This is a genomic window from Variovorax davisae, from assembly GCF_030316845.1.
Lineage (GTDB): Bacteria > Pseudomonadota > Gammaproteobacteria > Burkholderiales > Burkholderiaceae_C > Variovorax > Variovorax davisae.
In genome coordinates this window covers 532,105-550,854 of sequence record NZ_JASZYS010000003.1, presented here as the reverse complement: position 1 = coordinate 550,854, position 18,750 = coordinate 532,105, and the positions used below count along the sequence as shown (strand labels likewise).

18 protein-coding genes are annotated in these 18,750 nt (G+C 63.5%); 15 read left to right on the top strand and 3 right to left on the bottom strand.

Annotated features, from left to right (window positions below):
• Window positions 1-45 precede the first annotated feature (45 nt).
• From QTI33_RS10080 to QTI33_RS10070, 3 genes are all read left to right on the top strand, one after another.
• Window positions 46-1,233 carry a M20 aminoacylase family protein gene (locus QTI33_RS10080; protein ID WP_286505768.1) on the top strand — a complete coding sequence of 396 codons (1,188 nt, stop codon included), beginning with the start codon at window positions 46-48 and terminating at the stop codon, window positions 1,231-1,233.
• A gap of 114 nt (window positions 1,234-1,347) precedes the next feature.
• Entirely contained in the window at window positions 1,348-2,439 is a 1,092-nt protein-coding gene (locus QTI33_RS10075; protein ID WP_286505678.1) for an alanine racemase, read from the top strand.
• 273 nt (window positions 2,440-2,712) lie between these two features.
• Window positions 2,713-3,684, top strand: a complete 972-nt coding sequence (locus tag QTI33_RS10070; RefSeq protein WP_286505677.1) for an ornithine cyclodeaminase family protein — start codon at window positions 2,713-2,715, stop codon at window positions 3,682-3,684.
• Between the two features lie 500 nt (window positions 3,685-4,184).
• Here the strand turns inward: QTI33_RS10070 and QTI33_RS10065 are convergent, their stop codons facing one another.
• Entirely contained in the window at window positions 4,185-5,102 is a 918-nt protein-coding gene (locus tag QTI33_RS10065; RefSeq protein ID WP_286505676.1) for a LysR substrate-binding domain-containing protein, read from the bottom strand.
• Window positions 5,103-5,233: 131 nt separating this feature from the next.
• Between QTI33_RS10065 and QTI33_RS10060 the strand changes: the two genes are divergently transcribed.
• Window positions 5,234-6,124, top strand: a complete 891-nt coding sequence (locus QTI33_RS10060; RefSeq protein ID WP_286505675.1) for a fumarylacetoacetate hydrolase family protein — start codon at window positions 5,234-5,236, stop codon at window positions 6,122-6,124.
• Window positions 6,121-6,717, top strand: coding sequence for a VOC family protein (locus tag QTI33_RS10055; protein WP_286505673.1), 597 nt, complete (start codon window positions 6,121-6,123; stop codon window positions 6,715-6,717). Before QTI33_RS10060 ends, QTI33_RS10055 begins: the two co-directional genes overlap by 4 nt.
• Before the next feature lie 180 nt (window positions 6,718-6,897).
• On the opposite strand, the gene QTI33_RS10050 is transcribed toward QTI33_RS10055, so the two are convergent.
• Complete coding sequence (locus QTI33_RS10050; protein ID WP_286505671.1) at window positions 6,898-7,671, bottom strand: IclR family transcriptional regulator; 774 nt, start codon at window positions 7,669-7,671, stop codon at window positions 6,898-6,900.
• A 132-nt stretch (window positions 7,672-7,803) separates the two neighbouring features.
• Between QTI33_RS10050 and QTI33_RS10045 the strand changes: the two genes are divergently transcribed.
• Genes QTI33_RS10045 through QTI33_RS10000 form a run of 10 tightly spaced genes read left to right on the top strand, consistent with a single transcriptional unit; the run spans window position 7,804 to window position 17,647 of the window.
• Window positions 7,804-8,946, top strand: coding sequence for an acyl-CoA dehydrogenase family protein (locus QTI33_RS10045; protein WP_286505668.1), 1,143 nt, complete (start codon window positions 7,804-7,806; stop codon window positions 8,944-8,946).
• A 47-nt stretch (window positions 8,947-8,993) separates the two neighbouring features.
• Window positions 8,994-9,977: a Bug family tripartite tricarboxylate transporter substrate binding protein gene (locus tag QTI33_RS10040; protein ID WP_286505666.1), complete on the top strand. Its 984-nt coding sequence runs from the start codon at window positions 8,994-8,996 to the stop codon at window positions 9,975-9,977.
• Complete coding sequence (locus QTI33_RS10035) at window positions 9,974-10,921, top strand: alpha/beta fold hydrolase (RefSeq protein WP_353506322.1); 948 nt, start codon at window positions 9,974-9,976, stop codon at window positions 10,919-10,921. Before QTI33_RS10040 ends, QTI33_RS10035 begins: the two co-directional genes overlap by 4 nt.
• Window positions 10,918-11,814, top strand: coding sequence for an amidohydrolase family protein (locus tag QTI33_RS10030; RefSeq protein WP_286505664.1), 897 nt, complete (start codon window positions 10,918-10,920; stop codon window positions 11,812-11,814). Before QTI33_RS10035 ends, QTI33_RS10030 begins: the two co-directional genes overlap by 4 nt.
• A complete protein-coding gene (locus QTI33_RS10025; RefSeq protein WP_286505663.1) occupies window positions 11,811-13,292 on the top strand; it encodes a class I adenylate-forming enzyme family protein in 1,482 nt (493 codons plus the stop codon). Before QTI33_RS10030 ends, QTI33_RS10025 begins: the two co-directional genes overlap by 4 nt.
• Window positions 13,293-13,349: 57 nt before the next feature.
• On the top strand, window positions 13,350-14,375 hold the full coding sequence (locus QTI33_RS10020) for a CobW family GTP-binding protein (protein ID WP_286505661.1): 1,026 nt from the start codon (window positions 13,350-13,352) through the stop codon (window positions 14,373-14,375).
• Entirely contained in the window at window positions 14,372-15,760 is a 1,389-nt protein-coding gene (locus QTI33_RS10015) for a dihydroorotase (RefSeq protein ID WP_286505660.1), read from the top strand. The genes QTI33_RS10020 and QTI33_RS10015 overlap by 4 nt, the downstream gene beginning before the upstream one ends.
• Before the next feature lie 40 nt (window positions 15,761-15,800).
• Window positions 15,801-16,478: an isochorismatase family protein gene (locus tag QTI33_RS10010; protein ID WP_286505659.1), complete on the top strand. Its 678-nt coding sequence runs from the start codon at window positions 15,801-15,803 to the stop codon at window positions 16,476-16,478.
• A 24-nt stretch (window positions 16,479-16,502) separates the two neighbouring features.
• Entirely contained in the window at window positions 16,503-17,393 is an 891-nt protein-coding gene (gene prpB, locus QTI33_RS10005; protein WP_286505657.1) for a methylisocitrate lyase, read from the top strand.
• Window positions 17,390-17,647: a hypothetical protein gene (locus tag QTI33_RS10000; protein WP_286505655.1), complete on the top strand. Its 258-nt coding sequence runs from the start codon at window positions 17,390-17,392 to the stop codon at window positions 17,645-17,647. Before prpB ends, QTI33_RS10000 begins: the two co-directional genes overlap by 4 nt.
• A gap of 66 nt (window positions 17,648-17,713) precedes the next feature.
• Here the strand turns inward: QTI33_RS10000 and QTI33_RS09995 are convergent, their stop codons facing one another.
• The gene (locus tag QTI33_RS09995; RefSeq protein WP_286505653.1) at window positions 17,714-18,643 is read right to left on the bottom strand and encodes a LysR substrate-binding domain-containing protein; all 930 of its coding nucleotides are present in this window, start codon (window positions 18,641-18,643) and stop codon (window positions 17,714-17,716) included.
• Window positions 18,644-18,750: the final 107 nt, after the last annotated feature.

Below are 18,750 nucleotides of genomic sequence, written 5' to 3'. Positions count from 1 at the left end.
GAGATCCTCAATCCAACAGATGGGACACTTGGTGAGGGCGGCGCGATGAAGGGCGGCTTCATACCGCAAGGTATAGTGGAACGAGAGGACGAGTTTTGCCGCATCCGCCGCGACATCCACTCTCACCCTGAGCTTGGCTTCGAAGAGTTCAGGACCAGCGACCTGATCGCATCCAAGCTCACGGAGTGGGGATACGACGTCCATCGGGGCATCGGAGGAACCGGGGTCATCGGATCCCTGAAGCTGGGGAGATCGGCTAGAACGATGGGGCTCCGCGCGGATATGGATGCGTTGCCGATCCATGAAACCTCGGACATCGCCTATTCGAGCGCGTCGCCGGGCAAGATGCATGCGTGCGGGCATGATGGTCACACGACCATGCTTCTTGCGGCGGCGCAAGAGCTGGCTCAAACGCGTAAGTTCGATGGCACCATCCATCTGATTTTCCAGCCGGCGGAGGAAGGCCTCGCCGGCGCGCGCAAAATGCTTGAAGACGGCCTCTTCGAAAAGTTTCCTTGCGATGCCATTTTTGCCATGCATAACATGCCTGGCTATCCCGCAGGCAAGCTTGGCTTCCGCGAAGGCCCCTTTATGGCGTCATCGGATACGGTAGTGATCGACGTGACAGGCATAGGCGGACACGGCGCCACACCGGCCAAGGCCGTAGATCCCATCCTCGCCGCATCAAACATCGTCATCGCGCTCCAGTCGATCGTCTCCCGCAACATCGAGGCTATGGACGCCGCGGTGGTGACCGTCGGTTCGTTCCATGCAGGCGAGGCCCCCAACGTCATCCCCGAATCAGCGCAACTCAAGCTCACCGTCCGAGCCTTACGGCCCGCGACTCGTGCATTTCTACGCGAACGCATTGCAGAAGTCGCAGAAGCCCAAGCGGCGTCCTACGGCGCGACCGCCAAGGTAACGTATCACTGGCGCTATCCCGTCTTGGTTAACCATCCGAGAGAGACCAAAATTGCCCGCGACCTTGCACTCGAATGGCTCGGAGAAGACGGAGTGATCGAGAACGCAGACATGCAAATGAATGGTGAGGACTTTGCATTCATGCTCGAGAAGTGCCCTGGCTCGTACCTGTTCATAGGCAACAACGACGAAGCCCATGAGTGCATGGTTCATAGCCCTTCCTTCGACTTCAACGACAAATGCCTTTCGATCGGCGCGGCCTATTGGGTCCGTCTCACGGAGCACTTTCTGGCGCAAGGCGATCAGGCGTAGAGAGACCAGGATCCGAACGGTCTGCATCCCCCTCACCATCAATCCTTACCTATGAGTTCGAAAACCACTTTTTCTCAGATTGAAACGCCCGTTCTTCTGTTGGACGAAGACCGCATGAATCGCAACATCGATCGTATGCAGACTCGCATGAATGATCTTGGTGTTCGTTTCAGGCCCCATGCGAAGACAAGCAAATGCCCCGATGTCATCAAGCGCCAGATCGCGGCCGGAGCACGCGGAATCACGGTTTCGACGCTGAAAGAAGCGGAACGACTCCATGCAGAAGGCGTCGATGACATTCTCTATGCTGTCGCTATCGTTCCTTCAAAGTTCGACCACGCGCTGCGACTTGTCAGGGCAGGACTGAAGCTCTCGCTGCTAATCGAGTCGGTGGTGGTGGCGAAACAGCTCTCGCAGTTTGGAATCGACCATGCGCAGCGGTTCGAGGTAATGATTGAGGTGGACACGGACGGCCATCGGTCGGGCATTGACGCGGACTCACCCGTGCTGTTGGAGATTGCCAACGCGCTTCGCTTGGAGAATGCGTGTGGCGGCCACCTACAAGGCGTCTTGACGCACGCAGGCAGTTCGTATTCTCTCCGCACCGATGACGCACTTGCAGCGATTGCCGAGAGGGAGCGTGCTGGTTGTGTTCACGCTGCAGAACGACTCCGCGCCGTCGGGCATTCATGCGAAGTGGTCAGCATCGGCTCAACACCCACGGCACTGAGTGCTCGCCGGCTGGATGGAGTTACCGAAGTGCGTGCGGGAGTTTATGTCTTCTTCGACCTTGTAATGGCTGAAGTGGGCGTATGCAGGCAGGAAGACATCGCACTTTCCGTTCTATGCACGGTCATCGGCCATCGTCCTGATGCGGGCTGGATCATCACCGACGGAGGATGGATGGCCATGAGCCGTGATCGCGGAACCCAGAAACAGTCACACGACTACGGATACGGCATGGTCTGCGACGTCGAGGGAAGGCCTGTCGACGGCTTGGTTTTCAACGAGGCCAATCAGGAACACGGGGTGCTCGGCTGGACAGGAGACGCGGCAGCAAACTTGGAAGGCCGATTTCCGGTTGGCAGCCAGTTGCGCATAGTCCCCAACCATGCCTGCGCGACCGGAGCACAGCACCCGGCCTATCACGTCGTGTCGAGCGATCGCGATTCCGTTGCGATCTGGGAGCGATTCAGCGGATGGTGACGGCACGTAGTCGGGACGAGTCATTTCCCACCAAAGGGTGCGAGGTTTTCCACTGTGCCTGGACTTTGCAGGGAGAACTGTGGCGCCGCCGCATACGAAGCCAGTCTGGGAGCTGGTTGTGCGCATCGGCGCTACCGTCGGCTTGGCGGCGCAGACCACTCAGCAAACGGGCATTCTCAAGCTGCAATGTTCGATCCACATTTTTTGGGCACACCTTCGTCGTGCCGCATTACCTTTTCAGGCACCCCCGATGGTGTTTTGTTCTAGTCTGCCATGCCACATGACGCAAAACTTCTCCTGCTCGACCGTAACAAGGTCTGCGATGCACTAAATCCGCAGGAAGTCCTCGCGGCGGTTCGTGAGGCATTCATTTTGCACGGCCAACGAGCAGGCCGAGTCTTTCCGCTCATTCGAGAGAAGCTGCACACCGGCGGTGTCTTCGGCATCAAGGCAGGCGATGTGAGCAGCCAGAATCTCCTTGGCTTCAAGGCCGCTGGATTCTGGCCCGACAACCGCTTGGTGGGCTCGGAGCCTCATCAAGCTACGGTGTTGCTTATCGACCCGGAGACCGGACGGCCACTATGCATGATGGATGGCAATGCGATCACTACAGAGCGGACCGGTGCTGCGGGTGGCCTTGGCTTGCAAGTGCTTGCCCGCGAGAATAGTGAGCGGCTGTGTGTCTTCGGCACTGGGGTGCAAGCTCGGGTCCAAGTGCGCTATGCCCTTCGCGTCCTTCCGCGACTTCGCAGTGTTCAGTACATCAGCGTTGATGGGAAGCAGGACGCCGCCTTTGAAGCGGTCTTCCAAAAAACCTTTGACGTTCGAGCTGCTCCCGACCGCAACGAGGCGGTCGCCGGCAGCGATGTGGTCATCACGGCCACGCCCGGTGGCGGCCCGCTTTTCGAGGCCGACGCGGTGAGACCGGGCACCCACATCAACTGCGTGGGTAGTGACACGGCTGGCAAGCGGGAGCTACCGGCAGGCGTTCTGGAACGAGCTCGCGTCTTTGTTGACGACCAGGAGCAAGCTCGATCGATAGGCGAATGCCAATGGGCATCGAAACTGCCGTGCACCGAGCTGGGCGATTTGCTAACTGCTAATGTCCCCTTTAGGCGCACCAGAGACGAGGTGACGGTTTTCGATATGACAGGCATCGCGCTTCAAGACCTCACCGTCGCGAGATCTCTGTACGAGTACGCCGTTTCCAAGGGTCTCGGCACGTTGCTGGCATGGCCCTGGTAAGCCTTGAAATCAGGCATGGCTCTGTCTCTTCTCGTCTAGGTCCGAAGCCAACCCTGGGGCACCAGGATTCCTAGCTCATAGTCCCGGATTTTGACGCCGCCCTCTTCAAACCAAGACAGCGCTCTGCATGCTGCTGTGGGCCGATGGAGAGCTGCGCGTGACTGTCGCCGCCAAGCTTGCTCGGTGAAGCTGCTGGACGCGGGCCATCCGCGCTTTACTTTGCCGGAACGCGCGGGAACAGCCGATAGGCCCAGGGCAATAGCGCCCCCGTTCGGATTGACTACGTTGCATTGAACTCTAGCCCCTGCGCTACCACTATGGCTGCGCGGCGGTTAGGGCCCCTCCACCGCATACGACGGCAGCCGGGTCATCGCCTCGTGACCAGGGTGCTGCCGCCACACTTGCAACGGCTAAATGAGAGGAATGCGGCGCCCTCCCCGTGCACGCTGTTACAAGGAGCGCCGCTTCGAGGCGTCCCTCGGAGTACAACACGGAGCACCCTACTTCTGCGATGTGTGTAGGAAAGGCTCGTCTGGAGGATGCGCAATGAGGAAGTCCACGAACGCTCGCACCGCCGGAAGCATTCCGCGTCGCGACGGGAATACCGCTTGGATCTCACCGGGCTCGGCAGACCAATCGGGCAGAATCGCGCGCAAGGTGCCCGCTTCGAGTTCTGCCGCGCAAATCATCGGCGGCAGAAGCGCAATGCCCGTTCCGTCCAGCGCGGCCGACTTGAGGGCGAACATGTCATCGGTGATCAGCCGCGGCCGATGCACGAGCTGTTCTAGTCCGCCCACGCTGCGAAGGCGCCAGCAATACTGGTCCCCGGGCACGGGCATCGACAGTGTCGGCCAGTGTTGCAGTTCCTTGATGCTCGATGGTGCGCCAAACTGCGCTGACAGGGTGGGACTGCCGACCAGAATATCGGCTGTCCGAGCCAGCGGACGAACGACCATACCCGAGTCCCCGAGCGGCGGACGACGCACGCGGAGCACCACGTCCATCGACTCGTTAAGTAGATCGATGGGCCGGTTGGTGACTGCAAGCGAGATCACAACCTTCGGATGCGCCCGCATGAAAACCGACAGGAGCGGCGTCAACCAAAACTGAGCCAGCGAGATCGGGCAGCTCACGCGAAGCGTTCCTTGCGGCTCGGCAAGCGCCTTGTCGATCACGTCGGTGGCCGACGTGGCAAGCATGACCACTTCCCTGCAGCGCTCGTAGTACGCCTGCCCAACCGAAGTCGGCGTCAGGTTCCGCGAGTTGCGCTGCAGCAGGCGCACACCGAGCCGCGCTTCGAGCTGGGCGACGCGCCGGCTCAAGCGCGACTTCGGAATGCCCAGTTCACGGCTGGCTGCGCTGAAGCCGCGATGCTCCACAACCATTGCAAACAGTGCCAGATCATTCAGGTCCTCCATGGGTGGGTGTCTCCTTGTCGGAATTTTCGCGTGTGCGCGTTCTACGTGCAGAACGCAGCGTTCGAGCAGACCCGATTGTTGCGTTTCCAACCAGGGGGAATGATCGCGATCGTTCAACATCTTCACATTCCATGAAACTGGCAACCTTCTCCCACGGAGGGCAACTAAAGATCGGCTCGGCCGAAGGCGACGTCATCGCGGATCTTTCCAGCCAGCCCGCGGCGCCTCTCAGTCTCCGGGAGCTTCTGGAGCGCGGGAGCGACGGCTTCAAGTGGGCACGGTGGGCGGCGACGCATGCGCCGCGCCTGCCCCTGGCCGAGGTGCAGGTCTGTGCGCCGATTCCCGACCCCCAGAAATTCTTCGCGCTCGGCGGCAACTACGGGTCGCATCTGGCGGAAGCTGCGAAGCATGGTCTCGTCAGGGGCCCCGGCCAGGTCTGGTTCAACAAGCAGGTGTCCTGCGTTTCGGGGCCGCGCGACGACGTGTTCCTGCCGCGCGCATCCGGGCAGCTCGACTATGAAGGCGAGCTCGGCGTCGTCATCGGAACCCGATGCCGCTATGTTCGCGCTGACGATGCGATGCGTGTCATCGCGGGCTATGTCGTGGTCAACGACATCAGCGTGCGCGACTGGCAGCTGCGCTCGCCGACGCACACGCTGGGCAAGTCCTTCGATACGCATGGTCCCTTCGGGCCATGGCTCGTGACGCGCGACGAGATTCCCGATCCGCACGACCTGCATCTGCGCACCTGGGTCAACGGCGAACTGCGGCAACAGGGGCATACGGGCGAGATGATCCATCGCATCGAGGCCATGATCGCTGAACTCTCGGCCGCCGTAACCCTGTGTCCGGGCGACATCCTGACGACCGGCAGCCCCGCCGGCGTGGGTGCCCTGATGAACCCACCCCTCTACCTGCGCACCGGCGACGTAGTGCGCGTGGAGATCGAAGGCATCGGCAGCATCGAGAATCGCGTCGTGCCCGAACCGGCGTCGCGCTTTCAGACAGGAGACCACGCATGAGGACCACTCGATCCCTCCCCGACGCCACCCGCGAGGCGATTCGCCCAGCCAAGCTGGCCCACGTGGTGCTGCGGACGAGCGATCTCCAGCGATCGAGAGCCTGGTACCTCACGGTGCTACAGGCTCGCCCGAGCTTCGAGAACGAGTCGGTTTGCTTTCTCAGCTACGACGAGGAGCATCACCGTATCGGGCTCATCGCCCAACCGGCGCTTGCCGTTCGTGGGGAGTCTCAGGCCGGTATGGATCACATGGCCTTCACCTATGCGTCCCTCGGCGAGTTGCTGGCCACCCACCGGCGGCTGAAGGCAGAAGGCATCACGCCCTACTGGACCATCAATCACGGCCCCACGATTTCCCTCTACTACAAGGACCCGGACGGCAATCGCCTGGAGCTGCAGCACGACGTTTTTGAAACCGCCGACGAGGTGCAGGCCTTTTTTTCCGGCGGGGCCTATCGTGAGAATTTTATCGGCGTGAAATTCGACCCGGAAGACCTGACCGCGCGATATGAAGCAGGCGAGGCGATGGAGCGCATTACCTCGCGTCCGCTGCTCCAGCCGGGCACCGATCCGTGGGAGATGGTCGTTTTCTGACCAGGAGAGTGGTTTCCGCCTTCGCGTCAGCCGAAAAGGACCCGGCGAACTTCGCTTTGTCAGCGACAGGAAGCCGTCCAGCGGGGTGCGGAACTCGCCGCGCAAACGCACCCGTTGCCGGATTATTGAAGCGACTGCACCAACTCGGCCTTGATTGGCGCAAACCCGGCGCGGTCCACTTCAGGGACCAAGGGCCAACGATAGCTGCTGCGCCAGAGAGACGAGTCGAGGTGCGACGTCATTCTCGAGCCGCTCCCGCGTCATGCTGGTTCGAACGCCGCCGCAGGTCAGCGCCATCACGCGAATTCTTGACGGCGAGATCACCGGCACGCCGATCGCATTGATGTCCGGATGCGATTTTCCTAAGTTGAGCACGAATCCTCCCCTTTCGTACTCGCTCAGGGCGATTTTCACGTGGTTCTGAGCCTTGCGCCATCGATCGCCTCCCACCCGTTTGATCGGCTCCAGCGCGTCCTTACGCGCCTCATCGTTGATGGCCGCAAGCCACGCCCAGCCCAGCGACGAGTTGGCGAGGTCAAGCGCCGACCCGATGTGCAGATTGACGTTGACGATGCCGGGCGCTTCGCTGCGCTGCACGATCACCATGCTGGTGCGATCGCGGGCGCCGAGCGACACCGACGCATCGAACTCGTTTGCCAACGTATTCATCATCGGATGCGCGAGATCTGCGATGCCGCCGTGCGTCACTGCGGCGTGACCGAGCGACAGGACCCCGGGCGCCACGCGCAGTTTGTCCGGTGAACGACCCGGCATCAGGCAACCGAGGTCGCTCAGGGTGTAGCAAAGCCTGTAGACGGTGGGCTGCGGCAAGCCGGTCAGGCGCGCGATCTCGCTCGTGCCGAGTTCGGGCCTCTCGGGCGTGAAGCATCGCAATACCTCGATCCCGCGTGCCAGCGCGGTCACATACATCGAGTCCCTCGGCGTCTCGGACATTTCAGCCTTTCTTGTTTGCACCAGTCTAGCGCGCAAGGCCAAGGGAAAACCCTGGACTCCTGGCATGCCGATTGCATGATACTTCGTCAATCGAAATGCGAATAGACTATTCGCATAGTGAATAGATTAGACATGCAACTCGACATCAATCCAGATCTTGCGGAGATGCGCCCCACCGTGCGTCGCTTCGTCACCGAGCAACTCGAACCGATGGCGTTGCAGATCGACGCACTCGGCGAGGTACCAGCCCAAGTCTTGGGCGCATTGCAGGCTCAGGGATATCTCGGCATGCGTCTGCCGGCGAACCTGGGCGGCGCCGAGGCCGACCTTTCGACCTATTGCCTCGTCATGGAGGAACTGGGCCGCTCGCACCGCGTCTTCACACTGATGCTGGACGCCTCCAGCGGGTTGACCCCCATTGCGATCGCCCGCTTCGGCACCGAGGAGCAGAAGGCGCGCTACGTGCCGGGGCTCGCGGACGGCAGCCAGCGCGCCTCGTTCGGCCTCACCGAGCCCGACGCCGGCTCCGATGCCGCGGCATTGCGCACCCGAGCGAAGAAGGTGGAAGGTGGCTGGTCGATCTCGGGCATGAAGCACTACATCAGCGGCGCCCATCGCGCCGACGTCGTGATGGTGCTCGCGGTCACCGATCCGGCCCTCAAGGCGCGCGGGGGCATCACCGCGTTCCTGGTGGACCGTGGCACGCCCGGCATGGAGATCACTCGCACCGACAAGACGATCGGCTCGGACCCGATCCAGATCTCCGAGATCCGCTTCGAAGATTGCGTCGTCGGCGATGCCGCCGTCCTGGGCGCAGTAGGGCAAGGTTTCGCCATCGCCATGGGTTCGCTCGTCAGCGGGCGCATGGGTGTTTCGGCCGCCTGCATCGGCACGGCAGACCGCTTGCTCGAGATTGCCATCGACTACGCCAAGACCCGCACCACGTTCGGACAGCCGTTGTCCGAACGCCAGGCCATTCAGTGGATGCTGGCGGACTCCGCCACCGAACTCGCGCTGGCCCGCTCGCTCGCCTACGAAACACTGCGCCGGATCGACGCCGGTGAAGACACCGGCAGCGCACCCAGCATGGTGAAGCTCTTCTGCTCGGAGATGGTCGGCCGGATTGCCGATCGGGCCGTCCAGATTCTCGGCGGCGCGGGCCTCATTCGCGGTGTGCACGTCGAGCGCTTCTATCGCGACGTGCGCCACTACCGCATCGGCGAAGGTTCTTCCGAAATTCAACGCATGCTGATCGCGCGCGACATCCTCCGATGAAAAAGCCCGGCACCGCGATCAGCCCATCCTTCCCTACCCAAGACCCCATGACCACCCTCACCCACCGACTCATGAGTTGCATCTCGGCCCTCGTGCTGAGTGCCCCGCTTCTCGCTTTTCCTGCCGTCGCCGCGGATGCCTGGCCGAGCCGGCCCGTGACGATCATCAATCCCTGGGCAGCCGGCGGGCCCGCCGAAGCGATCATCCGGCCCATCGCGGAGAAGCTCGGCCAGCGGCTCGGAGAACCCTTCGTCGTCGACAGCCGCGGCGGGGCCAACGGCACGATCGGCGCAGCCGCCGTGGCACGCGCCCAGCCCGACGGTTACACGCTGCTGTTCTCGCATGTCGGCCCGATCGCGATCAGCCCCGCCTTGCCCAACAAGCCGTCCTACGATTCGGTCAAGGACTTCGCGCCCATCACGCAGATCGTCTCGGGCCCCACGGTGCTGGTCGTGCGATCGGACTTTCCGGTTAGGAGCCTGGCGGAACTGATCGCCTATGCCAAGGCGCACCCGGGCCAGGTCGCGTATGGGTCGGTCGGGATCGGCAGTTCCACCCACATGGCAGGCGCAACGCTCGCCCAGATGAGCGGCACCCAGATGATTCACGTGCCGTATCGGGGTTCTTCGATGATCAACACCGACTTGCTTGGCGGCCAGATCCAGACTGCATTTGTCAATGTGGCTGGTGTGGTGGGTCTCATCAAGGACGGCAAGCTGCGACCGATCGCGGTCAGCACGACGAAGCGCACATCGGCATTGCCCGATGTCCCGACAGTCGCGGAGAGTTACCCCGGTTTCGAAGTGAACTCCTGGTACGGCCTGATGGCCCCGGCGAAGACTCCGCCGGCCATCATCGCGAGACTCCACGCGGAAATCGTCGAGATCCTCAAGATGCCCGACATCCAGCAACGGTTGAAGGACAACGGCCTGGATGCCGAAGGCACGACGCCTGATGCCTACGGCGCGAAGATCAAGTCCGACCTGGTGCGCTGGGCAGCCGCGGTGAAGGCCGCCGACATCAAGGAATGACGGTGTCGTCCAAGCTCGCATTGCCGCCGGCGATCCAGATCCAAGCTCGGTGCGCCCGGGCGCAGTCGGATGCACCGCAGATCCGACGGGGATTCGTGGATGTGCCCGAGGGCCAAGTTCACTACCGCACCGCCGGCATCGGCACGTCAGGTCGAGCACCGCTTGTGATGCTGCATGCGTCACCTGGGTCCGCGAAGATGCTCGAACCGCTCATTCGCGCACTCTCGAACGAGCGGCAGGTGATCGCCACGGACACCCTGGGCAATGGCGACTCCTCGGCGCCGGACTGCGCGCTCGAGGAGGTACCGCCGATCGCCTACTTTGCCGAAGCCCACTTGCGCGCCATCGACGCGCTCGGCATCGATCGCTTCGATCTCTACGGCAGCCACACCGGTGCCAACATCGCCTGCGAGATCGCCATCGCGCATCCGAATCGGGTGCGGCGACTGGTGCTCGACGGTGTCTCTCTCTACAGCGAGGAGGAGCGCGCCGACATGCTGCAGAACTATGCGCCCGGCGTACCCATCGACCTCATGGGCAGCCAGCTCGGATGGGTCTGGCATTTCGTGCGCGATGTCTACCTCTACTGGCCTTGGTACAAGCGCGACACGGCCCATCGGCGCGACCTCGGCTTGCCGAGTGCGGACGAACTGCACGACAAGGTGGTCGAGGTGCTCAAGGCGGCCCGCACCTATCCGATCGCCTACCGAGCCGCCATCGGCTACGACAAGGCGCCCAGGCTGCCGTTGGTCAAGGTGCCGACGCTGTTGGCCTGCGCCCGAAGCGACATGTTCATGGCGTACTTCGAGCGTGTTCGGGCTTTGATGCCCGATGCCCTCGGCCTGATCACTCCAGGCACCGGCAGTGCCGATGCACTGGCGCTGACTGCGGCGCAGTTCGCGGCCTTCCTCGACGAAACGAACCTTCCACGAGACACGCAATGAAGAACGCTTACGACATCCTCGCCATCGACACGGTGGTCAACATCTGGACGCCCGAGACGCTCGCGATCCGGCCGAACCGCGACGCCTTCTTCGGCGGCAAGATGAACGTCAAGGAGACGACGCTGCAGGGCGTGACGCTGGCGGAAATGCTGCGGCGCATGGACGCGGCGGGCATCGAGCGCTCCTTTCTCATCGCCTCCAAGGTGGGCCCTCTTCTGCACAAGGCCAGCTATCACATCCCCTACGAGATGGTGGCCGAAGCAGTCAACCGACATCCCGACCGCTTCTATGGCCTGGCCGGCCTTGACCCGACCGAGGGCATGGACGGTGTCCGACAACTCGAGAAGGGCGTAAAGGAGCACGGCTTCATCGGCGCGCACTTCTATCCCCACTGGTTCGAACTCGCACCCGACCATGCCAAGTGGTATCCGTTCTATGCCAAGTGCGTCGAGCTCGACGTACCTGTGCAGTTGCAGGTGGGCCAATCGATGCTCTACGACCCGAACCACCGCCTGCGCAGCGTGGGCCGGCCGATCGCGCTGGACGCGGTGGCCTGCGATTTCCCCGAACTCAAGCTGATCGGCATCCACGTCGGCATCCCGTGGACGGAAGAGATGATCGCCATGGCCTGGAAGCATCCCAACGTCTTCATCGGCACCGATGCGCACAGCCCGAAGTACTGGCCTGAAGCCTTCATCAAGTACATCAACACCTTCGGCCAGGACAAGGTGATCTTCGGTACCGACTTCCCGGTGCTGGATTTTGAGCGCACGCGCGACGAGATCGAGGCGCTCGACCTTCGACCGATCCCCAAGCGCAAGATGCTGCGCGACAACGCTTTGCGTATCTACGGATTGGATGCCGATGGCAAGCGGCTGGAGACGCGGACATGAGCCACATCGCCGCCCTGCCTGCTCACAACCTGGCCGACCAGATCGCGCTCCATGCGCGACAGCGCCCTACCCAACCAGCGTTGATCCACGGCGAGAAGACGCTTGACTACCGCCAGTTGAACCTCGCCGTGCGCCAGCGGGCGGCCAGGCTCGCCGACCTCGGCGTGACGCCCGGAGGCATCGTCGGCATTGCCCTGGAAGACTCCATCGAGCATGTGCTCATGCTCTATGCGGTGGCCCGCGCCGGCGCCGTGATTCTTCCGATGGACTGCCGCTGGCGCGACAACGAGAAGCAGCGGCTGGCCGCGCATTTCGAACCTGCCGCCGTGATGGTGGAGCCGGGCGCAGCATTCGACGGTGCGCCATGCATCTCCGTCGACGAAGCCTGGCGCGACGCGGTCGCGGCCACGGATGCCGAGCGTGACTTTCCCGACGGCGCGCGAGGCATCGCGATGTCGCTGTCGTCGGGCACGACGGGTCGGCCCAAGGGCCCGATGGTGTCGCACCAGAAGTTCCTCAACCGCTTCTGGACGCACTGGGTGGACCTGGGCTTCGGCAGCAGGGAAACCTACATCAACGCCACCCCGCTCTATTTCGGCGGCGGCCGCGCATTCAGCATGTCGACCCTCTACGCCGGAGGCACGGTGGTCCTGTGCCCGCCGCCCTACAAGCCAGAGGCATTGGCTGCGGAGGTGGCTCGGACAGGCTCGACCGTGCTGTTCCTCGTGCCGACGCTGTTGCGCCGCCTGCGCGCCTGCGACACCGCCACGCTGGCGCCCCTGATGCAACTCAAGACGCTGGTGTCCTCGGGTTCGGCGTTGACTGCGGCGGAGCGCGTGCAGATCCGCGAAACCATCTGCCCGAACTTCATCGAGTACTACAGCTCGACGGAAGGCGGCGGCATCTCGGTGCTGTCGCCGCGCGACCAGAAGCTGTTCGGAGAATCCGTGGGCCGGCCTGTCTTCGGGGTCGAGGTGCAGATCGTGGACGAGGCCGACGTTCCCGTACCCCCAGGCACGATCGGCCGCATCCGCTACCGGGGCCCGGCCGTGGCAGACGGCTTCCACCGGGATCCTGAGGCCAGCCGTGAGGCCTTCAGGGAGGGATTTTTCTACCCCGGCGATCTGGGCTGCTTCAACGACCAGGGCTATCTTTTCCTCAAGGGCCGCGCCAAGGACATGATCATCCGCGGGGGCGTGAACATCTATCCGCTCGAGGTGGAGTCGATGTTGATGTCGCACCCGGCAGTGACGGACGCCGCCGTGGTCGGGTGGCCGTCGCGCGAGTTCGACGAGGAAGTCGCCGCCTTCGTCACCGTGCGCTCACCGGTCGAGCCACAGGCCCTGATCGCGCTGTGCAGGTCGCAACTTGCGCCCTACAAGGCGCCGCGCCAGGTGTTTGTCGTCGAGGAATTGCCGCGCAACTCGTTGGGCAAGGTGGTCAAGGCCACCTTGGTTCAACGCCTTTCGCCGCTCTGAGAATCTGCGACCCTGATGGCTGCCGCCTTCGCCGCCTCTGCCCCTGGACGTCTGCCCGTGGACCTAGTCACCGGCTTCCTGGGCAGCGGCAAGACGACGCTGATCAACGCTGTGCTGCGCGATCCGGCGTTCGCCGGCGCGATGGTCATCGTCAACGAATTCGGCGAAGTCGGGCTCGACCATCTGCTGGTGTCGAGTGCCGACGACCAGGTCGTGCTGCTCGATTGGGGCTGCCTGTGCTGCGCCGCGTCGGGCACGCTGCGCGACACGCTGATCGACCTGTTCGCCCGGCGCAGCAGCGGCCGCATAGCCCCGTTCAATCGCGTGATCGTCGAGACCAGCGGACTGGCCCACCCCGGCCCGCTGGTGGCATCGCTGCTCGGCGACTCGGCGCTCGTGCCGCGCTGCACGCTGTCGCAGGTGCTGACGCTGGTGGACGCACGCAACGGCCCGCACACATTGGAGCGCTACGCCGAAGCCCGCCGCCAAGTGGCATTCGCCGATCGCCTGGTGATCAGCAAGACCGACACCGCCGACTCGACGCAACGCGACCGACTGGCTTCGCAGCTCGCTGGCATCAACGCCCATGCGCCAGTCTCGCTCTGGCGGCAGGGCGAAGCGCCGGCGCCCTTGTTCTACGCCCCTGAGTCGACGCCACACGGGGCCGGCGCGGGCCCGGCTGCCTGGCTGCGCGGCCCGCTTCGCCCCCAGTACGCCGACGGCGGCGACGAGCCCGACACCCACGGCAGCGCCTTCAGCCAGATCACCACGCACGTGCTGCCGATCGACGAACCCCTTGACTGGGAGCGCTATGCGCGCTGGACGCAGGCGCTGTCGGCACGCCTGGGCCAGCGGTTGCTCCGCTGCAAGGGCCTGCTGGCGCTGGGCGACGGCAGCGCGCCGTGGGTGGTGCAGGGCGTGCAGGGCTACTTCGCGCCACCGGAGCGCCTGGCCGCGTGGCCGCCCGGCGGGCGCGCCGGCTTCCTGGTGTGCATCGGCGAATCCATCGGTCGTGCCGAGCTCGACGCCATCGTCGAGCCCGCACCTTCTTCCCCGTCGACTTTCGAAAGCAAATCGCCATGAGCCACAACTTCATCCTCCGCGGCGGCATCGTCGTCAGTGCCGAGCAAGATCCATCCCCTCTCGATCTGCTGGTGGAGGACGGCCGCATCGCTGCCCTGCTGGCTCCCGGCACCCCGGTTGCCGCAGGCGTCGCAGAGCGGCGCATCGATGGCCTGCACGTCTTCCCCGGCCTGATCGAGGCCCACATGCATTTCGGCTTCGGCGAGAAGGTCACCGAGTACGAGACCGAGACTGCGCATGCGGCGATCGGCGGCTTCACCACCGTGCTGGCCTACTTCCTCAACAACGAGGCCTACGGCGATGTCTACCGGCGCGAGCAGGGCTATGCGCGCCCGCGCGCCCACACCGACTACGGCTTCCACTTCAGTACTGCCTCCGAACTGCATGTGCAGGAGCTGCCTTCCTATGTAAAGGACTACGGCGTCACCTCCTTCAAGTACTTCATGAACTTCAAGGGTGAAGAAGGCCGCTACCTGGGCCTGGACGGCACCGACGACGGCTATTTCCACGCTCTGCTGCAGCAGGCGGCCGGCATCGGCGGCGTCACCGTGGTGTGCCACACCGAGAACATCGAGATCGTGAACCGCCTGCGCAACGCGCAGCTCGACCGCGGGCTGGACAACCTGCTGCAGTGGGAGGCGATCAAGCCCCCGATCACCGAGGCCGAGGCTTGCATCCGCGCCATGTTCCTCGCCGAACAGGCTGGCGCGACCATCTACATCCCGCACATGAGTTCCAAGCTGGGCCTGGACGAGGTCCGGCGCTGGCGCGCGCGCTACGAGCGCGTCTACGTCGAGACCTGCCCGCACTACTTGACCCACACCAGCGACATGGACCTGGGCGGGATGGGCAAGGCCAACCCGCCGTTTCGGAACGCGACCGAACGCGAAGCGCTGTGGGAAGGCCTTTTCGACGGCAGCATCGACGTCGTCGCCTCGGACCATTGCCCACGCAAGCGCGCGACCAAGGACAAATCGCTATGGCTCGCATCGCAGGGCTTCCCGGGCACCGCCACGATCCTGCCGGTGCTGCTGCACGAGGGGCATCACAAGCGTGGCCTGCCGCTGCGTCGCATCTGCGAACTGGTGGCGGCCAACCCGGCGCGCATCTTCGGCATCGACGACCGCAAGGGTGCCCTGCGCCCGGGCATGGACGCAGACATCACGCTGGTCGACCTGAACCTGGAGCGCACCGTGCGCCACGAAGAGCTTCTGTCCTATTCGGACTACAGCATCTACGACGGCTGGACCTTCAAGGGCTGGGCGGTCGAGACCATCCTGCGCGGCAAGACCGTGATGCAGGACGGCAAGCTCACTGGAGCCCCAGGCGACGGCCAGTACCTCTTCAGGCACAACGACGGCAGCGTAGAACTGCAGGCGGCCTGAACACTCTCTCCCATTCGAATCAACCTCATCGGAGCACACCATGAACATCTGGGACGACGTGATCAGCGAGGACGAGCAGAAGGCCTATGCCGCCGCCGGCTTCGGTCGCCCGAGCGGCCTCGGCCAGCGGCCCGCGCTGCTCATCATCGACGTGCAATACCGCACCGTCGGCACCGAACGCAAGCCGTTCTACGAAGCGATCAAGGAGTTCCCCACCTCCTGCGGCGAGGTCGCCTGGGATGCGGTCTCGGCACTCGTTCCGCTGATCCAAGTCTTTCGCGACCGCGGATGGCCCGTCATGTACCCCCACGTGGCGCCCAAGCAGGCCTACGACGGCGGCCGCCTGGCGGAGAAGGTGCCCGCGATCATGGGCGTCTCGGCCAAGGGCTATGAATTCGTCGCCGAGATCGCACCGCAACCGGGCGACGTGCTGATCCCGAAGAAGCACCCCAGCGCCTTCTTTGGCACCGCCATGTGCAGCCATTTGATCGACAAGCAGATCGACACCGTGATCGTCGTCGGCTGCAGCACCAGCGGCTGTGTGCGCGGCACGGCGGTCGATGCCTTCTCGCTGAACTTCAAGGTTGCGATTCCGCAGGAATGCGTGTACGACCGCAGCATCACCTCGCACAAGGTCAACCTGTTCGACCTCGGCCAGAAGTACGCCGACGTGCTGCCCACCGTCGACCTGATCGCCAGGCTCCATGCCATCGCCTGACTCGTCCACCGACCCCCCCACACCATGACCGCTCCCCTCTCCCCCGGCCAGCGCTTCCGTCTGGCCCTGCAGCAGGAACAGCCGCTGCAGATCGTCGGCGCCACCACCGCCAACCATGCGCTGCTTGCGCAAAGCGCGGGCTTCAAGGCCATCTACCTGTCTGGCGGCGGTGTCGCGGCCGGCTCGCTCGGCTTCCCCGACCTGGGCATCAACACATTGGACGACGTGCTCACCGACGTTCGCCGCATCACCGACGTGTGCGATGCGCCCTTACTGGTCGACATCGACACCGGCTTCGGACCGAGCGCTTTCAACATCGCGCGCACCGTCAAGAGCCTGGTCAAGTTCGGCGCGGCCGCCTGCCACATCGAGGATCAGGCCGGCGCCAAGCGCTGTGGCCACAGGCCGGGCAAGGAGATCGTCGCGACCCAGGAGATGGTCGACCGCATCAAGGCCGCCGTCGACGCACGCACCGATGCCGGCTTCTACCTGATTGCGCGCACCGACGCGATCGCTTCCGAAGGCGTCGATGTCGCGCTGGAGCGTGCCGCCCGCTTCGTCGAGGCCGGCGCCGATGCGGTCTTCGCGGAGGCGGCCTATGACCTCGACACCTACCGCCGCTTCACGTCCACCCTTGGCGTCCCGGTGCTTGCCAACATCACGGAGTTCGGCCAGACGCCGCTCTTCACGGTCGATGAGCTTGCGAGCGCCGGCGTCGGCATGGTGCTGTATCCGCTGAGCGCTTTTCGCGCTGCGAACCGGGCGGCAGAAGCGGTCTATGCGACGATCCGTCGGGATGGCTCTCAACAGGCGGTCCTCGACAGCATGCAGACGCGCGCGGAACTTTACGAGTGCATCAACTACCACGCGTTTGAAGAAAGGCTCGACGCGCTTTTCAATCGGAGTGCGAAATGAATGAACCGTCGCCAAGCAGGCCTAATCTGGCCGCCACGCGTCCTGAACTCGAGACCCATGCGAAGGGGCTCGGCGCTTCAGATGGCGCGCCGAAAATTCGAAGGCGCGAAATTGTGGTCAGCCCCTTGCCTGGCCTCATCGCGACAGTTTCCGAGGATGACATCGATATGGACGACGCCATGCCAATCGGCTACTGGTTGACTCTCGCGATACTCGTTGCGCTCTTGGTCACGGTCAGCTTGAGATCCTCATGACAACGGCCCGAGCGCGCCCGAAGCCTCCCGCGCTTGAAGTCGACACGCACGAAGTTTCTGAGCGCACTATTGGCCATGGACAATCAGGTGCCCGGGCAGCATCCTGCGGATTTCCCTTCGCGCATGGTCGATGAAGGGCTTGAGGATGAGCGTCGATGACATTCGCTGCGAGATGACGATGGAGTAGTCCGCGACGATCGCCGGCTCGAATGCAACGAACTTGAGCAACCCTCCTGTGTAGGCGCTGGCCGTCAGGGGTTCGATGAGGCCGAGGCCGGCGCCCGCTTCGACCAGTTTGACGATGGCGGAAGAGTGCTGGGTCTCCACGTGGATCCGGCGATTGACGCCGTGCGACAGCATCACGGCATCAATCTGGGTTCGCGTTTCCATCAAGGGCGACGGGGCGATGAAGCTCTCGCCTTCGAAGTCCTCGGGGCGAAGGACTTTGCGACTTGCTAGCCGGTGGTGGATCGGCACCACGCCTACCATCTTGGCCGACACCAGCAACTCGCTGTTGCCGTGCAGTGTCTTTCGCATATTCAACATCGCGAAGCCGAGGTCGCAGCGGCCGCTTTGAACCATATCGATCACGGTGGCTGTGCTATGCGTGCGCATGGACACCAGCGTCTCCGGATGCTCGCTCGTGAAGCTCGCGATGGTGCGTGGCAGGAACGAGAGCGCCATGGCGGGCGCGGCGGCGATTCCGAGGCGCGCGAGCTTCAGTGACTTGATGTTGGATGCCGCGTTCGCAATGCGCTCGATGGCCATCAACGACTGGTGCACGTCCTCGAACAGCAGAGCCGCTTCGGGCGTCGGCGCCAGACGCCCGTTAGCGCGCTTGAACAGCGGCATCGCGATGCGTTCCTCGAGATCAGCGATCAAGCGCGTGACCACAGGCTGTGTGACTTCGAGCATTTGAGCAGCCCCGGTGACGGTGCGTCGCACCATGATTGCGCGAAAGGCTTCTAGATGTCGAAGGGTGATGCGCTTGTCCATAGCAAAATGACATTGATGGATATTGAATTGCTATTGTAAGCACATAGCTTGATGACAAATATTAATCAAAACAACGGCTTACGCATGGATGGCCCACCTATTGCAGA